The sequence below is a fragment of the Candidatus Methanoperedens sp. genome, assembly GCA_027460535.1.
Taxonomy (GTDB): domain Archaea; phylum Halobacteriota; class Methanosarcinia; order Methanosarcinales; family Methanoperedenaceae; genus Methanoperedens.
In genome coordinates, this window is sequence record JAPZAR010000015.1 from 50,814 (window position 1) to 70,244 (window position 19,431).

At 46.1% G+C, this 19,431-nt stretch carries 23 protein-coding genes; 11 read left to right on the forward strand and 12 right to left on the reverse strand.

Annotation, left to right across the window (positions count from 1 at the left end; genetic code table 11):
- Positions 1-91 precede the first annotated feature (91 nt).
- The 3 genes from O8C65_07415 (at position 92) to thiC (ending at position 2,567) form a co-directional block, all read left to right on the forward strand.
- A complete protein-coding gene (locus O8C65_07415; protein MCZ7356745.1) occupies positions 92-748 on the forward strand; it encodes a hypothetical protein in 657 nt (218 codons plus the stop codon).
- A 35-nt stretch (positions 749-783) separates the two neighbouring features.
- Positions 784-1,197, forward strand: coding sequence for an EamA family transporter (locus tag O8C65_07420; GenBank protein ID MCZ7356746.1), 414 nt, complete (start codon positions 784-786; stop codon positions 1,195-1,197).
- A gap of 89 nt (positions 1,198-1,286) precedes the next feature.
- Positions 1,287-2,567, forward strand: coding sequence for a phosphomethylpyrimidine synthase ThiC (gene thiC, locus O8C65_07425; GenBank protein MCZ7356747.1), 1,281 nt, complete (start codon positions 1,287-1,289; stop codon positions 2,565-2,567).
- Positions 2,568-2,817: 250 nt separating this feature from the next.
- On the opposite strand, the gene ftsZ is transcribed toward thiC, so the two are convergent.
- Positions 2,818-3,954 (reverse strand): cell division protein FtsZ, encoded by a 1,137-nt coding sequence (gene ftsZ, locus O8C65_07430; protein ID MCZ7356748.1) that lies wholly within the window; start codon positions 3,952-3,954, stop codon positions 2,818-2,820.
- A gap of 144 nt (positions 3,955-4,098) precedes the next feature.
- On the opposite strand from ftsZ, the gene O8C65_07435 reads away from it, so the two are divergent.
- Positions 4,099-4,407, forward strand: coding sequence for an MTH1187 family thiamine-binding protein (locus O8C65_07435; protein ID MCZ7356749.1), 309 nt, complete (start codon positions 4,099-4,101; stop codon positions 4,405-4,407).
- Here the strand turns inward: O8C65_07435 and O8C65_07440 are convergent.
- Positions 4,404-5,183 carry an MBL fold metallo-hydrolase gene (locus tag O8C65_07440; GenBank protein MCZ7356750.1) on the reverse strand — a complete coding sequence of 260 codons (780 nt, stop codon included), beginning with the start codon at positions 5,181-5,183 and terminating at the stop codon, positions 4,404-4,406. The genes O8C65_07435 and O8C65_07440 overlap by 4 nt on opposite strands.
- A 112-nt stretch (positions 5,184-5,295) precedes the next feature.
- On the opposite strand from O8C65_07440, the gene O8C65_07445 reads away from it, so the two are divergent.
- Positions 5,296-5,805 (forward strand): gamma carbonic anhydrase family protein, encoded by a 510-nt coding sequence (locus O8C65_07445; protein ID MCZ7356751.1) that lies wholly within the window; start codon positions 5,296-5,298, stop codon positions 5,803-5,805.
- Positions 5,806-5,807: 2 nt separating this feature from the next.
- Positions 5,808-7,007 (forward strand): methionine adenosyltransferase, encoded by a 1,200-nt coding sequence (locus tag O8C65_07450; protein MCZ7356752.1) that lies wholly within the window; start codon positions 5,808-5,810, stop codon positions 7,005-7,007.
- On the opposite strand, the gene O8C65_07455 is transcribed toward O8C65_07450, so the two are convergent.
- The 4 genes from O8C65_07455 to O8C65_07470 form a co-directional block, all read right to left on the reverse strand.
- Positions 7,008-7,322: a hypothetical protein gene (locus tag O8C65_07455; GenBank protein ID MCZ7356753.1), complete on the reverse strand. Its 315-nt coding sequence runs from the start codon at positions 7,320-7,322 to the stop codon at positions 7,008-7,010.
- A 49-nt stretch (positions 7,323-7,371) separates the two neighbouring features.
- A complete protein-coding gene (locus O8C65_07460) occupies positions 7,372-8,169 on the reverse strand; it encodes a radical SAM protein (GenBank protein ID MCZ7356754.1) in 798 nt (265 codons plus the stop codon).
- A gap of 68 nt (positions 8,170-8,237) precedes the next feature.
- Positions 8,238-8,714, reverse strand: coding sequence for a DUF6036 family nucleotidyltransferase (locus tag O8C65_07465; GenBank protein MCZ7356755.1), 477 nt, complete (start codon positions 8,712-8,714; stop codon positions 8,238-8,240).
- Between the two features lie 59 nt (positions 8,715-8,773).
- Positions 8,774-9,049 (reverse strand): hypothetical protein, encoded by a 276-nt coding sequence (locus tag O8C65_07470; GenBank protein ID MCZ7356756.1) that lies wholly within the window; start codon positions 9,047-9,049, stop codon positions 8,774-8,776.
- Between the two features lie 189 nt (positions 9,050-9,238).
- On the opposite strand from O8C65_07470, the gene O8C65_07475 reads away from it, so the two are divergent.
- A complete protein-coding gene (locus O8C65_07475) occupies positions 9,239-10,675 on the forward strand; it encodes a dihydrolipoyl dehydrogenase (protein ID MCZ7356757.1) in 1,437 nt (478 codons plus the stop codon).
- On the opposite strand, the gene O8C65_07480 is transcribed toward O8C65_07475, so the two are convergent.
- Positions 10,665-11,921, reverse strand: coding sequence for an Nre family DNA repair protein (locus tag O8C65_07480; GenBank protein MCZ7356758.1), 1,257 nt, complete (start codon positions 11,919-11,921; stop codon positions 10,665-10,667). The two genes, O8C65_07475 and O8C65_07480, sit on opposite strands and share 11 nt — an antisense overlap.
- A 99-nt stretch (positions 11,922-12,020) precedes the next feature.
- Between O8C65_07480 and O8C65_07485 the strand changes: the two genes are divergently transcribed.
- A complete protein-coding gene (locus tag O8C65_07485; protein ID MCZ7356759.1) occupies positions 12,021-12,500 on the forward strand; it encodes a 6-carboxytetrahydropterin synthase in 480 nt (159 codons plus the stop codon).
- Positions 12,501-12,505: 5 nt separating this feature from the next.
- Here the strand turns inward: O8C65_07485 and O8C65_07490 are convergent, their stop codons facing one another.
- The 5 genes from O8C65_07490 to O8C65_07510 all read right to left on the reverse strand — a co-directional run bounded on the left by O8C65_07490 (position 12,506) and on the right by O8C65_07510 (position 16,548).
- Complete coding sequence (locus O8C65_07490) at positions 12,506-12,775, reverse strand: DUF2551 domain-containing protein (protein ID MCZ7356760.1); 270 nt, start codon at positions 12,773-12,775, stop codon at positions 12,506-12,508.
- 88 nt (positions 12,776-12,863) lie between these two features.
- Positions 12,864-13,817: a radical SAM protein gene (locus O8C65_07495; GenBank protein ID MCZ7356761.1), complete on the reverse strand. Its 954-nt coding sequence runs from the start codon at positions 13,815-13,817 to the stop codon at positions 12,864-12,866.
- Positions 13,818-13,926: 109 nt separating this feature from the next.
- The gene (locus O8C65_07500; GenBank protein MCZ7356762.1) at positions 13,927-14,841 is read right to left on the reverse strand and encodes a polyprenyl synthetase family protein; all 915 of its coding nucleotides are present in this window, start codon (positions 14,839-14,841) and stop codon (positions 13,927-13,929) included.
- A 128-nt stretch (positions 14,842-14,969) separates the two neighbouring features.
- Positions 14,970-16,121 carry an LL-diaminopimelate aminotransferase gene (locus tag O8C65_07505; protein ID MCZ7356763.1) on the reverse strand — a complete coding sequence of 384 codons (1,152 nt, stop codon included), beginning with the start codon at positions 16,119-16,121 and terminating at the stop codon, positions 14,970-14,972.
- Positions 16,122-16,191: 70 nt separating this feature from the next.
- A complete protein-coding gene (locus O8C65_07510) occupies positions 16,192-16,548 on the reverse strand; it encodes a hypothetical protein (protein ID MCZ7356764.1) in 357 nt (118 codons plus the stop codon).
- Positions 16,549-16,603: 55 nt separating this feature from the next.
- Between O8C65_07510 and O8C65_07515 the strand changes: the two genes are divergently transcribed.
- From O8C65_07515 to O8C65_07525, 3 genes are all read left to right on the forward strand, one after another.
- A complete protein-coding gene (locus O8C65_07515) occupies positions 16,604-17,347 on the forward strand; it encodes a methyltransferase domain-containing protein (protein ID MCZ7356765.1) in 744 nt (247 codons plus the stop codon).
- A gap of 332 nt (positions 17,348-17,679) precedes the next feature.
- Positions 17,680-18,315, forward strand: coding sequence for a hypothetical protein (locus O8C65_07520; GenBank protein ID MCZ7356766.1), 636 nt, complete (start codon positions 17,680-17,682; stop codon positions 18,313-18,315).
- An 85-nt stretch (positions 18,316-18,400) separates the two neighbouring features.
- On the forward strand, positions 18,401-19,431 hold a 1,031-nt coding region (locus tag O8C65_07525; protein MCZ7356767.1), incomplete at its 3' end, for a hypothetical protein.

Genomic DNA, 19,431 nt, shown 5'->3' on the forward strand with positions numbered 1-19,431 from the left:
GCTTATTTGCGATCTATTAATTGTAACAACAAAGGATTGATGCCCACCTCCGGTGGTAATGTTTATATTTCATCAATAATAACATTAAATCATGGTTGAGCTTGGGAAAATAGACAAACCGGAAGCGATGAGCTTCAAATCCGGAAGAAAACTTTACGTGGTGCCGACGCTGCCCTTTGAAGAACTAGCCATGCAAGTCAAGCTCGATAACGCAAAAATCGAGCGGTTCTGGGGGGAAGTCAGGGAAAAAATCGATCATTTCGTATCGACCTATGGAAATATCGGCAGCTTGTATATTGAGGGAATGAACGAGGATGCTGGCTTAGAATTTTTTGAAAGGTACGGAAAGGACAGCAATCATTACAGATTGATAGAGAACCTGACCGAGCGCGGTGCGAAACTGCAGGGAATCGATAAAGAGGAAAAAATCATGTTTTCTAAACTGCTCTTTGATGAATATTCCAAATCCTTCCTGCCCGAGATCAAGGAAGTCCACCAGGGTTTCTATGGCAAGGATATTGATTTTGAGAAATGGAGAGATTACCTGGTAAAGAAGATAGAGGAAATCCAGGACGAGATGAGCAAGTTGGTCTCAAAGCTCATTGGAGAAATGCCTGAAAATTCAAACGGGGTTCTTATCATCACAGATGGGAGGCCCGTGGAGTTCCCGGAAGGTGTGGATGTTTTCCAGATAAGGCCGCCGGCTTTTGATGAGATCGAGAGGACTATCAGGGGAAAATTGAAGTAATCTTTATCCTTTCCTGCGTTCTAGTGCTCTCCTCTATGAACTGGTTCATTTATGCTGTGGCGTGCCTGTTCCTTTACGGGATCATGCAGTTTTTTATTAAATTAGCATCTACGGGCGGCAATCCTGTCGCATCATCCATGATTTTTATTGTAGCCCAGTTCCTGTCGCAGATCCTGCTTGGCGCATATTTGATGTCGAAAAGCGAAGCAGGCATTGATTATGGCAGCATAAAATTCGGGGTCGCCGGAGGCATCGTGGCAGGCATAGCGACAATATTTTTCTTCCTTGCCCTCCAGCAGTCCACGCTCTCAAAGGTAGTACCAATCGTGAATATGAACGTGGTGGTAGCAGTTCTGCTGGGTGTGATCTTATTGAAAGATGCCGTGAATTACCGGATGGCTGCAGGGATCGTTCTTGCCGTAATGAGCATATACCTGCTGACGAACTGAACTAATCAACTTTACTTGATTTAAATTCAATTTTGTTGATTGAACACATTTATCTATAAGTGAATCCTTCCAAAAGCCCGGTAATATTCATGAGTCTCATAGCAGAAGCAAAAAAAGGCAATCTGACACAGGAAATGAAACTGGTGGCAAAGGATGAAGCCGTAGAGCCAGAATTCGTACGGCGCGGAATAGAGAGCGGACGCATAGTGATTCCGGTGAGCCCCTATCGCCACACAAAGCCGTGCGGCATAGGCAAAGGGCTTCGCACAAAGGTGAACGCATCCATAGGAACTTCATCAGATATCGTGGATATTGAAATGGAGATAGAAAAAGCAAAGGTCGCAGAAGCAACAGGCGCAGATACGCTCATGGAGCTTTCAACAGGAGGAGATCTTTATGATATCAGGAAAAAGGTTATCGAATCCACCGCCCTCTCGGTGGGCAGTGTGCCGCTCTACCAGGCTTTCATTGAAGCCATCCGCAAATACGGCGCAGTCGTTGACATGAAAGAAGACGAGCTCTTCAATATTACAGCCGAGCAGGCAAAACTCGGGACGAATTTCATGGCGATACATACAGGGATAAACCTGTTCACCGTGGAGCGCCTGAAAAAACAGGGACGATTCGGTGGTCTCTGCTCCCGCGGAGGAGCTTTCATGACCGCCTGGATGCTTCATAACGAGAAAGAGAATCCGCTCTACAGCGAGTTCGATTACCTGCTTGAGATAATGAAAGAGCATGAGGTCACATTGAGCATGGGAAACGGTATGCGCGCAGGAGCGATACACGATTCCACGGACAGGGCGCAGATACAGGAACTTATTATGAACTCGGAGTTATCAGACAAAGCCCACGATGCTGGCGTGCAGACCATTGTTGAAGGTCCGGGCCACATCCCGATAGATGAGATCGATGCTAACGTAAAGCTCATGAAGCGATTGAGCGGGGATAAGCCATTCTACATGCTGGGGCCACTGGTCACGGATATCGCGCCGGGCTATGACCACATCGTTGCTGCCATCGGTGCATCTCTCTCAAGCGCAGCAGGCGCCGATTTCATCTGCTATGTGACGCCCGCAGAGCACCTCGCGCTCCCCAATATCGATGATGTAAGGCAGGGTGTCATAACCGCAAGGATAGCCGCACATATAGGCGATATGGTGAAGAATAACGACAGGCAGAGGGACCTTGATATGGGACGCGCCAGGCGGGATCTTAAGTGGGAGAGGATGTACGAACTTGCGATCGACCCCGAACATGCGAGATCCGTGAGGAACAGCCGCTCGCCTGAGGATGATGAAGCATGCACAATGTGCGGGAATTACTGTGCGCTCAAGATTGTGAAGCAGAATTTCAATTTTGAGCGATAGGATATTCTAGGATTTCGAGGATGTGACCCGGAATGCCACGGCACCATACGAACGTATGATGCCTTTATGATTCGTTTTTTGGAATTGTTCCTTATTATCTTAATATGTATTTTTGGCGAAACTCACTTTTCGACGATCTCCATATTCTTTCCGATTGAACCGCGCCGGCGATCGGGAGATGACCTTCGCATCATTCCCAGAGATGAAGCTGCCTGAATAAGCTAAAAAAAGATAAAAAGGAGGGTCAGCCCTACTTTTCTTTACTGAAAACCGCAGCCCTTGAAATCGTCTCGCGCGGGAATGATTCCTGCGCACGAGCCATGTGCTCCATTGCCTCTCGCAGAGGTTTCACGACTTCCTTGGGGATCACTTCCTTGGGTACCACTGGCCCCCTTGCTGGTTTGACTTCGCCCCCTGACAGGAACGGGCTTGTTACGCCTGTGAGTACGGCCATCACGCGCACCCTTCCCGCGAGTCCCGAATCCACCTTTGCGCCCCAGATAACGCGCTTGGTGTTGGGAACCTTATCCATTATCTGCTCACCAACGACAGCGACCTCTTCGAGCGTCAGGTCTTCCCCTCCCACAATATGTATGAGGACACCGTATGCAGTTGATATATCAGTAATATCAAGAAGCGGCGTCGATAGGGCCTGTGCCACTGCCTTCTCCACACGGCTTGCGCCGTCGCCTTCACCGATGCCGATCGATGAGATCCCGCCGCGTTCCATTACCGCGCGCAGGTCGGCGTAATCAAGGTTGATAAGGCTTGGCTGGGTTATGGTATCTGTAATATTCTTAACAAATGCCCCAACGAGCGCGTTCGCGACAGACAGCGCCTCTTTCAGCGGCAGGTTGCCCGCCACTTCCCTGAGTTTTGAGTTATCTATGACCACGATTGAATCGCAGCTTTCTGCAAGCGCTTTTATGGCATCGCGTGCTTTCTCTCTCCTTGACATCTCAATTGTGAATGGTATGGTCACGCATGCGATCGTGAGCGCTCCCGCTTCCCTTCCAGCACCCGCAAAAACTGGTATTGAACCTGTGCCCGAGCCTCCTCCAAGTCCCGCCACGAGGAAAAGAAGATTGATGTCCTTTAATTCTTCCCTGATCTCGGCCAGGTTTTCCTTTGCGGCCTCTGCGCCCCTCTCAGGGAAGCCCCCGCAGCCATGGCCCTTGCACAGCTTTTCACCGAGCAGCATGATCTTATCTGCCCGTGTCATCGTAAGAAGATGGTTCGCATCCGTATTGGCTCCGATTATCTTGCCGCCTGCGAGTTTCTTATCCGCTATCCATGTTACGATATTACACCCGGCACCGCCCAGGCCAACTACACAAACCGATGGGCGTGACGTCTTAACTTTTTCTAATAATTCTTCTCTGGTCATAATCCGCCTCCGCTGGTTACTCGTTTTGTTACTATTTAAATGCTTTTTTTTATTATGCATTTAATAAAAATTGTAAAAATACCAACACCTGTCAAACCAAAAGTATTTTGCCATTCACCGCCAACAAACATAAGGAGGTTAGATATGAAACCTATTGTTACTGCCGAGCTTGAAATTGTGGCTCTCGGAACGGGAAGCACCAGCATGAGCGCACATATTTCAGATGCCGTTCGGGCTATCGAAAGATCGGGTGTCAAATACCAGTTGACTCCGATGGGGACTGTGCTTGAGGCATCGTCGCTGGAGGATATATTCCGTGCAATACGCTCGGCCCATGAAGCGCTGGTCAAAAAAGGTGTGAACAGGGTGGTCACACATATCACGATAGACGATAGAAGGGACAGGCCAAAGGGGATGGAAGAAAAAGTGGAAGCCGTCAGGAGCAAGCTCTAAACCCATTTCTCGAGGCTTTCCTTTTCTTCAAAGCTTATGCTCAATCCATCATGTGCAGCGATAACTTTCACTCCCGTTCTTTCTGATATGGCCTTCGCCTGGAACTCTGGAGATGCTTTCAGGACCTGCAAGCCAAAATGGGTCAGTATCGCCATCTTCGGCCTTATTTCCCCTATCAATATTGCCGCTTCCTCCATGTTCAGGTGCCGTATCCTCTTATCAGTCACCATCCTCACCACATTGATGATAAGAAAATCAACCCCCTTGTAAGCCCCGGGCAGCTCGGGAAAATATTCGGTATCCGGGATGTACCCCAGCCTTTTTGAGCCGAACTCGTAGATAGTTCCATACGTTTCAACAGGATGCATGTTCCTGATGGGAAAATGAAGCTGGATATTGCGCAGTTTAAATCCCATGCCTTCTTTTATTTCAGTTATCTCAGTGAAAGGTCTCACGTATTGAAGCACAACTGGATCATCGTGCAGGCAATCCCCGGGAACGATCAGGCGACCGCGGGGCTGAAATCCGCCCCCGGTCATGGCTTCCACTATGACATTGATATCATTTGAATGGTCTATATGCCTGTGGGATAATATTATAGCATCAAGATTTCTAGGCACAAGCCTCTGCCTGTGAACCATTACGAGGCAGCCCGGTCCCGGATCCTGCAGTATGTTCACCCCGTCCAACTTAAGCCAGAAACCTCCACTCCTGCGCAACTGGTTAAGGACGACCATCCTCCCGCCTCCAGTTCCGAGAAAAGTGACACTCGACATCAACATATAAACATGTGCAACTCATACAAAAAATCTTCTTAACCAAATAATCTATTTATGCGAGTAAATCCCTTTTATCATTGGGAGATATGAAAACAATGGAGGAGGAAATATGTTATTCGCGTTCGGGGATAAAAAACCGAGAATTGCAGAAAATGCTTTCATAGCCCAAACCGCATGCATAATCGGAGATGTAACGATCGGAGAAAAAACGAGCGTCTGGTTCAATACGGTCATCAGGGGCGACAGGGGAAAGATCAGCATAGGTAAGGGCTGCAATATCCAGGATAACTCCGTGATTCATTCGGACGAATCGAACGTAGAGATTGGCGACGGTGTCACAGTCGGGCATGGATGCATCCTTCACGGAGGCACGGTGAAGAGCAATGCGCTCATCGGCATGAATGCCACGGTACTGCATGAGGCCTGGATCGGGGAATATGCAATAATAGGGGCTGGTGCGCTGGTGCCGCCAAAGCACAAAGTCCCTGATAACACCGTAGTCTTCGGGGTACCATGCAAACAGGTTCGTAAAACAACTGAGGAAGATCTTCGTCTCATAAAAAATACATTAAGAAATTATGCAGAATTGACCGATCAATACCTGGAAATGACAAGGTGACCATGCGAAATATTGAAATTGAAGAACTGGAAGCCACGCCAATAACTGAGCGCAGGGTCGAAGTCGTAGAGAGAAAAGGCCTCGGGCATCCGGATTATATATGTGATTCCATTATGAACCAGGTCTCGGTCGAACTCTGCAAAGAGTATATGGAACGCTTTGGCGCCATAATGCACCACAATATCGATAAAGGGATGCTGGTGGCCGGAGAAGTGAAAACAAAATTCGGAGGAGGTGTGATCCTTAAGCCTATGCGACTTATTTTTGGGGACAGGGCCACTTTTGAAGTGGAAGGAGAGGTCATCGATGTCAATAGTATTGCGATAGATACGGCCAAGCATTGGCTAAAGGATAATCTCAGGTTCGTCAATTCAGATTCCCTGGAGTACCAGGTCGAAATTGCAAGCGGTTCGGCGGAACTCACTGACATCTTCAAAAGAAAAGAAACCGTGCTCGGGGCAAATGATACCTCGGCTGCCGTGGGATACGCCCCCATGACTCCGAGTGAAATTGTGGTGCTTGAGACCGAGCGCTTCCTGAACTCTCCTGCTTTCAAGAAAAGATTTCCCGAATCCGGGGAGGATATCAAAGTCATGGGTCTGCGCAATGCCGACAGGCTTGGCTTAATAGTCGCAGATCCGCTCGTGGATATGTTCATCGGATCAGAACATGAGTATTTCAGAAAGAAGGACGAGCTTCTTGAAGAAATAAATACTTTCGCGTCAGAAAGAACAGAACTTGGGACTTCGGTTTCATTGAACGCGCTTGACAGGGAAGGGCGCGGCATGGGAGGCATATACATGACAGTCACGGGCACATCGGCAGAGGATGCAGATTCCGGCCAGGTGGGCCGGGGGAACAGGGTAAATGGCATCATTCCTCTCAACCGTCCGGTCAGCAGTGAGGCAGCTGCGGGTAAAAACCCGGTAAGCCATGTTGGGAAGATTTACAATGTGCTCAGCCACAGGATTGCCAGTGAGATTTATACAAATGTGCCCGATATCAAGGAAGTATATGTGTGGCTTTTAAGCCAGATAGGCGAGCCAATAGACCAGCCCAGGATTGCGGCGGCGCAGGTTATCATGGAAAGGGGAACAATTGAGAGTGTTGAAAAAGAGATAAATGAGATCATGGACAGGGAGCTTGCGAATATACAGGAGTTCTGTTTGGAGCTTGCATACGGCAGAATCCCAGTTTGCTGATCAACGATCTGCCAGCTGTTTTGCTTTTTCAGGCAACCTTTTACCTATTACCTCGAGAATTGCATCAAAATCCCCTTCAGCCAGTGAACGTACATCCTCGTCGCCTTTCAATACCAGGTCTACGATGTAACTTAGCTCGTCATCGCTCAGTCTGCCAACCCTGGCAGCGAAGTCCTCAGGGGATTCCGAGAACCTGTGCGATACGGGAAGCAGGATAAATTTATAATCATGACCTGGCGCTGGGCCTGTCGCCCCTTCGAGTTCAGGGGCAAGTTTGGCGAGAATTTTCTTGTCAATATCGCTCAGTGTTCTCATGATTTGCAATCTCTTCATGTAAGTATAAAAATCTATATGCCTGCGCAACTCATTCGATCAATCTGTTTATCCTGCATCGCAGCATCTTTTCATCGAACTTCCGCATGATCGTCTCAAAAACATCCTCATAATAATTCTCGCCCTCAAAAAATATCCTTTCATAGTCTTCGAGCAATTCGGGTTGGAAATCCTGAATGAACTCTCTGACCCTTTCCCATACCCCATCCTTCATCCTCAGCCGGTCCACGAGCACATATCCTGGTTTCACGACTGAAATCGCGTCGACCAGTGCCTCAACATCGGTAATATACGGCATCACTGGCCCAAGGAAAACCCATGTGTTGATGCCATTTTCCGATAGCTCCTTGAGTGAGTGCAGCCTTTCCTCTACGCTTGATGCACCAGGTTCAAGTTTTTTCCTTACCTTATCATCAAGGGCAGTAAGGGTCACACCGACCTCGATATTTGAGAATTGCCTGAGTAAATCCATATCCCTGAGAACAAGCGAAGATTTTGTCTGGACGCATACGGGAAAGTCATGCATCAGCAGGAATTCAAGACACCTGCGCGTTATCTCGTAATCCTTCTCCGCCGGTTGATAGGGGTCAGTCACAGTCCCCAGGCCCACAACTCCTTTTTTCTTTGAATGCAATTCCTTGGACAGGATACGCGGCAGGTTTATTTTTACTTCCACAACATCGCCCCACTTGCCTTGCCATCGAATAACCGAAGGGGCGTAACAATATACACAGGAATGCGCGCAGCCCCTGTAAGGATTCAGGGCATAATCAAGGCCCGGGAGCCGCGATGGTGAAAGCGCGGTTTTTACTTTTATTTCTCTGATCATTTCATTTGCGGTTATTTTCTGCTGACTTACATTGTTATTTTGATTATAGGCAAATTTTTAATAACCATTTATCTATTACAGAATTTTCTTAATGCTTTCAGAATCCCCTCATCTCTGGCTTTCTTTTCTAAATATCCAAGATGGAGTCGGTTCCGATAATATTTTATCATAAACTTTGCCTGATCACAGTCCGTTTGAGATTTCCAATGAACACACGCATTGATACGGTCAATAATTAAATCCTCGATCCCAATTACATAGACTTTCAAGTCCCCTATTTTTATTACCGTCACCTTATCTTTATCTCCGGCCAGACGACTGCCTGGAATCTCTACAGAAAGTCCTGTTTGTTCGCTAATCCAGTGTCTTCCACTCGGTTTAAAGCCAAAAGTATTTTCCAATATTTCCCCTATTTTTTTCCTGTCACTTACCAGGTCTATATCATGACTTGGATAAATTCCTTCCGTATAGAAATCAACAGCCGAACCTCCCACTACGACAGGTTTTATCTTTATTTTTTCAGCTTCGCGTGTCAACAATCCCATAAAATATATTTTTCTGTCAACTAAATTCTCTATGGATGCTATTTTTTGTAATTCTTTAATTATAATCTTCTCTCCATTTCCCTATCTCCGGTCCATCTGGTCTTCCCAATATTGAGATTGCTTTCTATCTTTGATTTCATTAGCTCGTATAATCCATTGGTTTCATCTTCATTCCTCGGTTTACGTCTGACCGTTTTGCCAGTTATCGGAGTTATGAGTATACCATCTTCAGTTGGAGTTATGTTCACTGCCATAGGAGAACCTATTTCTTGCAGGATATATTGCGGGATTATGATTCCCTGACTGTTCCCTATTTTTCTGATATTTCTTATCATGTTATAACATTGTTATAACATTAATAGTACATAAGTCTTTTTCCTGTGTTTATAAAAACATTTCGAAAATATCTAATAAATTACAACCAATAAACTGCAACAACGTCTTAAACTACAACCATCGTCTTTGCAATAATAGAAAAAGGATATATGCGAACAGGTACCATCCATACAACAGGGGTTATCCAGATGAAAAAGTATGACCTGATCGTGATCGGAACGGGCTCGGGAATGAATTACGCCGATGCAATAATGGACAGGAATCCGGATTATAAGGTAGCTGTGATCGATAAGGACGAACCTGGCGGTATATGCCTCACGCGGGGATGCATACCTTCAAAACTCCTGATATATCCCGCGGAACTTCTCAGGACGATCGGGACCGCAGGGAGATTTGGCATAGACGTGGAAATAAAAAGTATTGATTTTGCTTTTGTGATGGAAAGGATGAGAACCTTAATTTCTAAAGATATAGATTTGATACGAAGGGGGCTTTCAAAAAACCCCGGCATAGATTATTATCACGATATTGCGGCATTTGAATCCCCTTATACACTGAAGGTAGGGAATGACATCATTACCTCAAAAATGATATTCCTCTGCACAGGCTCAAGACCAATAATCCCGCCTGTGAAGGGATTGGTGGAATCGGGATATCTCACGAGCGACACGGTGCTGAAAATGGAAGAACTTCCGGCTAGTATCGCCATCATAGGCGGGGGATACATTGCAGCGGAGTACGGGCATTTCTTTTCCGCCATGGGTTCCAGGGTAACTGTTATTGGGAGAAACCCAAGGTTCCTTCCTGATGAAGAACCGGAGATCTCAGCGCTTGCTAAAAGAGAGATGTCCGGATACATGGATATCCTCACCGGTTATGAAGTCCTTGAAGTGATAAGAGAGAGTGATGGGAAAAGAAAGATCATCGGGCACGACAAGAAAAGCGGAAAAAAGGTTTCCGTGACTGCTGATGAGATCCTCGTAGCCTCGGGACGCGGGCCGAACACCGATTATCTTAAACCTGAAAAAGGAGGGATAAAAACAGATGACAATGGATGGATCGACGTGAATGAATACATGGAAACATCGCAGCCCAATATCTGGGCTTTCGGGGATGCAAATGGAAGGCATCTCTTTAAACATGTAGCGAACTACGAATCTACCGTTGTTTATCAGAACGCCATTTTGAAAGAAAATATCAAGATCGACTATCGCGCGGTGCCCCATGCCGTTTTCTCCTATCCTGAAATAGCTGGGGTAGGAATGAAGGAAAAGGAAGCTGTCGAAAAGTATGGAGAGGAGAACGTGTTGATAGGTTTCCAGTTGTATGAGGATATTGCAAAGGGGGAAGCAATGGATGTCATGGATTATTTCGTAAAAGTGATCGTTGAAAAAGATTCAAGCAGTATTCTGGGAGCGCATATAATCGGGCCTTATGCCTCTATCCTCATCCATGAAATAATACCTCTTATGTATACTCCCGGGCAAAGCGCTACCCCGATCATTTATGGAATGCACATCCATCCTGCATTAAGCGAGGTTGTGGAGAGGGCGTTCCAGTCGCTTATGGAGCCCGCGGATTATCGTCATGTCCTCGATCATTTGCATCTTGAACCTATGTCCTGAAGAAATCTTCCAGCCCTCTCTGGAATAAAGTGTCCTTCAGTACAGTGCTCTCTTTGATCCACCGCTCTTTTGGAATAACAAGTCTGGTATTAATGTATTCAAATGCCTCATTCAGGGTTGAGAACTTCCTGGGTTCTGCCTTCAGCGCTGCCCTGACATTCTCCCGGACATTCCACACGCCTACAGGCATTATATATCCGGGATGGGCTTCCCTCAATATCACCACACGTGCCTGCCTTTTCTCTTTTACAAGATACTCGTTAACAGCAAGACGCGCCGCATAATAACACCCTCCGATCTCAGCATAGCTCGTCCTTCCTTCATAACCCTCGGATGATGACATTATCGCCACTTCCTTCCCGAAGGGGTTCCAGACCGTATTCGGATACCATGCCTCGATAAGCTCATAGCTCCATGCCCTCGGCATCATCAGGACAACGAACCTGTTATCAAGCTGCCAGGATTCAAAAACAAGGTGCTCATTGATGAGTGGGAAATCTTTCATCTTTTCCATAAGATCAGCGCCCAGCATGCTGTCAACAGCAGTGATGCTCCATCGCGTGGGAACGAACCTTCGGGCTTTCCCCTCCCCAAAAGAACCCGTTGAAAACGCTTTCTGGATGCTTGATACAAGGGTGCCTTTCTTATAAAGGTCAAGAACTGCATCCTTTGCCTTGAGATCCGTGTCGTTATTCGCTTTTTCCATTCTCTGGTCAAATCTAGTATTCCCCAGATCGATCTTTTTGAGAGGTGCGGTCGGCCCGAATGGCTGCACTTCGTCATCGAGAACCAGTCTTGCCCTGGGTTTTTTTAAGAACTCTGCCTCCACATCGATCGGGGAAGCGCACAGTGCCATCTCTCTTGTGGCTTCGATTATCCTGCTGCTATCAAGATCCCTTATATGCACCAGATGTTTTCCCCTCACAAGCTGGGAGCGGAAATCCACGATATCATCGATACTCTTACCGATCCACATCTCGGGTGTGTCCAGGAGGGTCGTGTCTCCATGGGTGGGCGGGATGAGCGGGCCTACAGATACATACGGATATCCGATCCTTCCCACGAACACTCCCGGGGGTGAGGACCCGTCTATACTCAGGCTGTCCGTGAGCGGTTTTACTTTGACATTTGAGTAGAATTTGACAAGAACAGGGCATCTCTCCTTGCCGCACAGCAGTTTCGCCCCACGGCATAATATGCACAGGGCATCGCTGTTGCCCCTGAATAACGAATCTGCTGAGTCCATATGCCAGTAGACGATACAGGGAGATATAAACTAAATGACAGCGCGGTGAAAGAAATCCGGCAAAAGGATTATACGCAAAAGAGTTATTAAACCAGTCCTATGTTCATCGAGATCGACGGATGGATGGCAAAGCTCCGATTTTCAGCCTGCCATTTTATCCCCAACCACCCGAAATGCGGCTGCCTTCACGGCCATACATACGCGATCAGCGTGCGACTGGAAGGTGAGCAGATAGGGGAATTCATTATCGATTTTGAGATGGTTAAGGGAATGGTCAACAGGATATGCGACAGGCTGGATCATAAGATCCTTGTGGCGGAAAAGGATCCGCGCCTCAAGATCGAGAAAAAGAAAGAAGTGTCCATTGAAATTATCGGGGGCAACAAGCGTTATGTGCTTCCGTCTGAGGATATTATGTTCCTTCCAACAAGATCTGTGAGCGCAGAAGACCTCTGCAAGTACTTTACTGCAGAGATGGCAAGGTCACTAAGATCAAATGGCGCGGATAACATTAAGAAACTCCATGTCAGGGTCGATGAGGGTATAGGGCAGGGCGCCGGCTGCGAGACCGAGCTGTAATATATCTAATAGTTATCCATTATCGTTTTCAGGATATTTTTATATTCAATTTTAAGAGAATAGACGTTGTGGTCTCCTTTGACATCGATCCTCAGGATCCCGAGCCTGGTATTCATAAGACCGACCATTGCGGATACCCCCCTGTAATTGACATCAAAACCCTGTTTGAAAAGGGAATCATAGACATCCTGTGTGGTGTACGGTTTGCTGTTCAGGAATAATTTCAAAACAGACTTTCTGATGCCGGTTTCATCCCTCATCAGGTATTTTGTCAGCCGTGTCTTGATTTTTTCATTTCCTTCAGCGCTCAGTCAGACCACCGTTTTTCTTTATTCGATTTTCAGAGTTTATACCTTTCCATGATTACAGGGGAGTCTTTTCGACGAGCATTCCGTTCTTCATTGGATAGCGCTCAATTACCGAGACTATGCACCCTTTTTTTTTCAATGCTTCCGCCAGGTCCGAAACGATCCACCACGTAGTCTCAATAGTCCCATTCATGCAGGAATACATGTCATCGGTGACACCCGCCTCTTTCAGGATCGAAAGAGAACCGCCACCTTCTATGGCACCGTAAACAAGGGTTCCATCCTCTGTTATCTCATCAAACTCCCTTGCACTCATTTTTGCTATCCTTTTAAACCTTTCACGAAGCTGGACTGCATCCTTGAATCGCGAGGAACAAAAATGGATCTTGTCAGCGTGTACCAGCAGAGCCACCTCCTTGCTCCCGAATATGGCAGATGAAACATCATCTACCGCTACAAATCCCCGATCTTTAAGTTCTTCTGCATTTGTTTCCGAGATCTCAAGCTCATTCAGGTTCAAAAAACCCCCGACCTCGCCAAGTAATGATATAATCCCCCCGAAGTCGGATGGCAAAGAGGGTATTTCAATCCCCGCTGAAAGCCCAAGTTCATGAGCCGCATGGATCGACTCGCGATAATATGTTCTTCCAATATTTTTTAATTGATCCCTCGGAGGGTGGAACCTGATCTCATCAAGCCCCGCTTTCTTTAACATTTCAAGCACCCCCCGGTTAGGCGCCAGGGCTGTGTATAAATGTATATGGTGGGCCTTTCCGAACCTGTTCTTCAGGAGTTTTATACAATGAACTACGCGGTCCAGACGCAATAACGGTTCCCCCCCGGTTATTCCTGTCCCGAGCGCTTCCATCGAGATGGCTTCTTCTATAATATCTTCATCCTTCCCCACGCGTCTTTCGTTTGCAAATATCAGGTCCTTTTCCTTCCTTTCGTATGATACAGGGCAGTAGAAGCAGTTCTTCCCGCATGATCCTGTAATGAAGAGAACCATCTTCGCCCCCATATAACAGAGACGGCATCCTTCTGGGAGGTAATTATAAAATGAACCTGTATTGTCCTTTTCCATTTTCAGTAGTTTGAATTATTATGGGTCCATTGGTCTATTTACTGCGTGTAATTATATATTCACCTAACTCAACCAGCTTTCTTTTTGCAGAACTTTCATCGAGCGGTTCAAGGCGGCTTTTTGCGAGATCAAGCTCTTCCCTCGCAATTTCCTGTGCGTAATCTATTGAATCCGAAACGAGGTGCATCAGCTCGCCGTTGTTGCATTTCATCATTCTTTCAAGCGAGATGCCGGACTTTAGGGCATCAAGGACTACAATGGAGGGCCTTCCCATGAAGAGATCTTTTTTCACCGGTTTGCCGAGGTCCTCTTCTTTTGAAATGCAATCAAGTATATCGTCACGGATCTGGAAGGCCATGCCTAGATGACTCCCGAATTCTGTAAAGTTCTTTATTTGTTCCTCGTCTCCTCCGCCAACCACGGCGCCCACCTCGGCAGCCGAACCAAAGAGAGAGCCGGTTTTCCGGAACGCAAGTTCCAGATAACTTTTCTTATCTTTAGCAAAATCTACAAGTTCCATGGCTTCCCCTTCGCCCATATAATACAGGGAATCCGAGATGGCATGGATGAGCCTCGGGTCACGCGATGCTATCTTGAGGGAGAGAGCCGCGAGTATCTGGACCGTCAGGAGGGCCATATCAACGCCCCACTTCTTATGAATCGTATCCTGCCCGCGCCTTTTTTCGGATTTATCGATCACATCATCAAGAACAAGGGATGAGGAGTGTATGAGTTCTATGGAAGCTGCCGCAAAACTTGCATCCTCAGCTCTGCCCCCAACGGCTTCGCAGGCAAGCGTAACCAGGGCTGGTCGGATGCGCTTTCCCTTTGAGGCGATAGCATATGTTACTGCCGCGGCAAGTTCAGGGGGCTTGATGTCAAGGAGCAGGCCTGGAAGCTCTGTGTCTACCAGTCTTGCACGCTCGGTCAGAAGTTGTTCTATATCCATTGGCTACTCCCATAAGCGAAGTACACAAAAGAGTTTCTGTTTAAAAACATATCACATCACAAATTTAACTTTTATCATAAAGACTTTTCTGATTCATATTCGTAATTGTAAGGATTTTTCATGCGTGTTCAGATATCGAGTTTTCGCATTCTTTCAATGGCTGTGTTGATCCTATTAACCGGTTGCGTCAATGAAAATCTTATATATCCTTCGCCGTGTTCCCCGAACCCTACACCAGGAGTCGCAACTATTCCTGCCTTTCCAAGCAGCATCGTAGTGAAATCCAGGGATTTACCTTCCACTGGCGTCCATACATAGAATGTGGCCCTGGGAGGATCCACTTCAAATCCGAGTTCTCTCAGGCCTGCGACAAGCGCATCGCGCCTCTCCTTGTAGATCCGGTTCATTTCAGACACACAATCCTGGGGCCCGGAAAGCGCGGCGATCCCGGCTTCCTGAACAGCCTCGAACGCGCCCGAATCCACGTTCGTCTTAACCTTCCCCAGACCTGCGATTATATCGCGGTTCCCGACAGCAAAACCTATCCTCCAGCCCGTCATATTGTATGTTTTGGAAAGAGAGTGCATCTCGATCCCGACTTCCATTGCACCGCTTACGCTCAGGAAACTGGGTGCTTTGTATCCATTGAAAGTCATTTCTGAATAAGCATTATCGTGAACGACAATAATATCATGTTCAGCTGCGAAATCCACTACTTCTTCAAAAAATTTCAAGGACGCTATTGCCGATGTGGGGTTGTTTGGATAATTAAGAAACATGATCTTGGCTTTTTTTGCTATGTTCACCGGTATGGCTCCAAGGTCGGGAAGAAAATCGTTCTCGGCTATAAGCGGCATCTTATACGGTCTGCCATCTGCCAGTATTGACCCGATGTTATACACTGGATAGCCGGGGTCGGGAACAAGGGATATCTCCCCCGGATTCAGGAATGCAAGAGGGATATGGGCGATACCCTCTTTTGACCCTATGAGCGCCAGTACCTCATCTTCAGGATTGAGGTCTATGCTCATAGTCTTCTTAAGCCATCCGGCTGCAGCCGTCCTGAAAGAGAGCATTCCTTCATATGATGGATACCTGTGATAAGCAGGATTCGACACAGCTTTTTTCATTGCTTCCACTATATGCGGGGGGGTAGGCATATCCGGGTCCCCTATGCTCAGGTTGATGACATCCACACCTTTCCTGACAGCTTCAGCCTTTGCTTTATCGATTGCTGCGAATAAATAAGGGGGTAATGAATTTATCCTGTCGGCGTACATAACATTTCGCCGTTCAAATGTTGGTTATTGTATATAAGATATGACCATTTAATCCGAAAAAGCAAGAACTTTAATCCTCATCCTCATCTTCATCTTTCCCGGCTTCAAAAAACAGCTCGCCGTACAGCAATTTTTCGATCACCTGAGATATGTATAGACGCTTCTGGTATCTCTGCAGGTCCTCATTCATGTGAAGCTCTGAATCCACCTGAACCCTGAGAAGCACAAATCTGAATTTCTCCATGTCCTCGATTTCAAATGACCTGATCGTCTCCATTAGATATGGCAGTTTATCCGGCCCGTCGACGGCTTCAGCGATGATAAGAATGGCGTGCGGGATTTCCCCTATATTCGGTTCCTGCAGTCCTGTCAGGAGCTTCAGGGTTTCAAATGAATATTTTTTATCCTTGATAGTAACAGAATCCATAAAACCACACATATTCTTTATCTATCAGGTTCTATATTAGCCAAACGGAAAGATAATGGAAACCCCGGTAATTCTAAAGACACTCCGAGAAGGAAAGATGAAGGAATATTTTGTCATGCCGCATGGAGAGCTGCATACGGACCTGGGGATAATAAAGCTAGAAGAACTTCAGACAAAAACATTCGGGGATAAAATAAGCTCTCATCTCGGTGTGGAGTTCATAATACAGAAGCCAAGAGCCCCGGATTTTTTCAGGCATGCAAAACGAAGCGGTGCGCCAATGATGCCTAAGGACATAGGTGTGATCATTTCGAACACGGGTCTCTCTTCCTCGGACCATGTTCTGGATGCAGGCACCGGTTCCGGTATCCTGGCCATTTATCTCGGGATGATCGCGAAAAGAATCGTATCTTATGAGCTGAGGGAGGAATTTATTGAGATAGCACGGGGGAATATCGCTCTCACGGGTCTATCCAATATTGAACTGCGCCATGGCGACATAGTTTCGGAAATTCAAACTCTGGATGAGAAATTCGATGTCATAACCCTTGATACAGCCAGTGCGTCACAGGTTGTTCCTCATGTTCCGAAGGTCATATATCCCGGAGGTTTTCTTGCTGTTTATTCACCATTTTTTGAACAGGCAAAAGAAGTCAGATCTGCGATCGAGACCAACAATTTCACAGATGTAATGACTATTGAGACCATAGAACGTGAAATTTCTTTTACCGACCGCGGAACCCGCCCTTCAACTGCAAGAGTGGGCCACACAGGTTTTATCACCATAACCAGGTATTGATACTTTATTAAATTTTTTCTAAATATTTTTACTGCAGCCTATGTCATGATAGTTTATCGACTACTGGCCTTTCTGATTCAAATTTAACTATATTTTAAAGTAATAAATCAAAAAATAAAAATTTATAAACAATATAAAACTTAAATAATCTCTATTATAACTTGAAAACTCAAAAATACTTTGAAAATTGTCGGTGTATTTATGTTTTTGGCGGCCGTTAGGATTTGCTGAAGTGGTTTATGAGAAATGAAATATCCCAAAGAACTGTTCTTGAAGCATTTCAAGTTCATCCTGATATCGTAGGTCCTTGTAAGAAAATGGGAGGAAAAAATATGATAGGAACCGGAATGAATATTATAGACGAATTACTTGATGGTGGCGTGCCAAAAGGTAAAAGTCTTCTATACTATATCCAGCCCGGTGTGGAGGGTGAGTTTTATGGATTACAGATGATATTCAACTCCCTCAGGTGCGCCGGAACCTGCGTTTTTGTGGCGTCCAGTACAAGTCCGTCTGTCATAAAGAGCCAGTTCAAGGATTTCGGCTGGAATATCGACCCTTATAAAAACAGGTTCTTTTTTGTGGATGCCTATAATCCATTAATACGGGCGCCTTCGAAAGAGAAATATATCATTTCAAATCCGGATAACATTTACGAGTTCAGTAAATCAATAATAAACATATTAAAAGAATTGCAACCCAGCACCATACTTTTTGGTTCTCTCTCTACCATTATGGATTTGTGCGGCGAGGCTGAAACTATTGAAGCGGTCAAGACCTGGAATAGGATCGGGAAGTTGCACGGTCACATCATTGTGTATAATTTCACGGCATGGCCTTATTCCAAGAGGACGTTGGATTTTATTAGAAATGATCTCTTCAATGCGGTAATATCCATAGGTGGAATATCCGATCATGTGATCTTTGGAAAATATCTCGGGATACTTAAATCAGATTTGACATGCTAACAATGAAAAACATAGCTTCAACTATCTTAAAAAAAATGGAAATATCACGACACATTTATTACGATAACGGAGATATGGAAACTCCATGAAGGGCATCGCAATAGTTCTCCTGTTTACCTTTCTGGTGCTTCCTGCCTCCGCTTCGAGAATCGACTCATTGGAAGGCAGCAATGCCAATTACAGCGATTTAACGTGGGATCCGCAGATAGTTGACTATGTGTATGTGAACGCCACAATCAACAGGACCATAACATACTCAGTTACCGCGGCCGAACCAATGATATTGGACAGCTGGATACTGGATGGAACGCCTGTAACCGGCGTTTCTGGAGGAAATACGGTTTCGTACACGCATACCTGGAACAATGAGAGTGTGGGATTCCACTCAATAATCTATCAGGGAATGGGCATCCGATCATACATTGCCTTCCGATGGTATGTCAACGTTTATGAGATAGATCATTACAACGGCGGCAACCTGTTAGATGCCATTGATGACGCGCTCGATAGCCAGGCTTTGGATATCAAAGTCCGATTGATGAAGAACACGATTGCAAAATATGGCAACAAATCCAATATCACCGTCTTGAGGATTAATCAACTTCAAGATGAGATTATTAAGCAACAAAATTTTTCGAAGGAGCTGGGCGTGGAATTCAAGAAAGGGAACATTTCGATTGATACGTATGTTCCCTCTCTGAAACAGGCCCAGAGGGATACAAAGTATAGCATGAAGCTCGCCGGAGCTATGGCGAAAATTGCGAAGGAAGACCTAAATGACGAAAAACTTGCCCTGGAATTCAATAAGATCCAGGAATCTGGGAGTGGAAGCGGAGGAGGAAGCTCAGCAAATACAGCGGGAGGAAGCTCAGCAAATACAGCGGGAGGAAGCTCAGCAAATACAGCGGGAGGAAGCTCAGCAAATAGTGGTGGTGGAGGTAATTCAGCAAATAGTGGAGGTGGAGGTAACTCAGCAAATAGTGGTGGTGGAGGTAATTCAGCAAATAGTGGTGGTGGAGGTAATTCAGCAAATAGTGGAGGTGGAGGTAACTCAGCAAATAGTGGTGGTGGAGGTAATTCAGCAAATAGTGGTGGTGGAGGTAATTCAGCAAATAG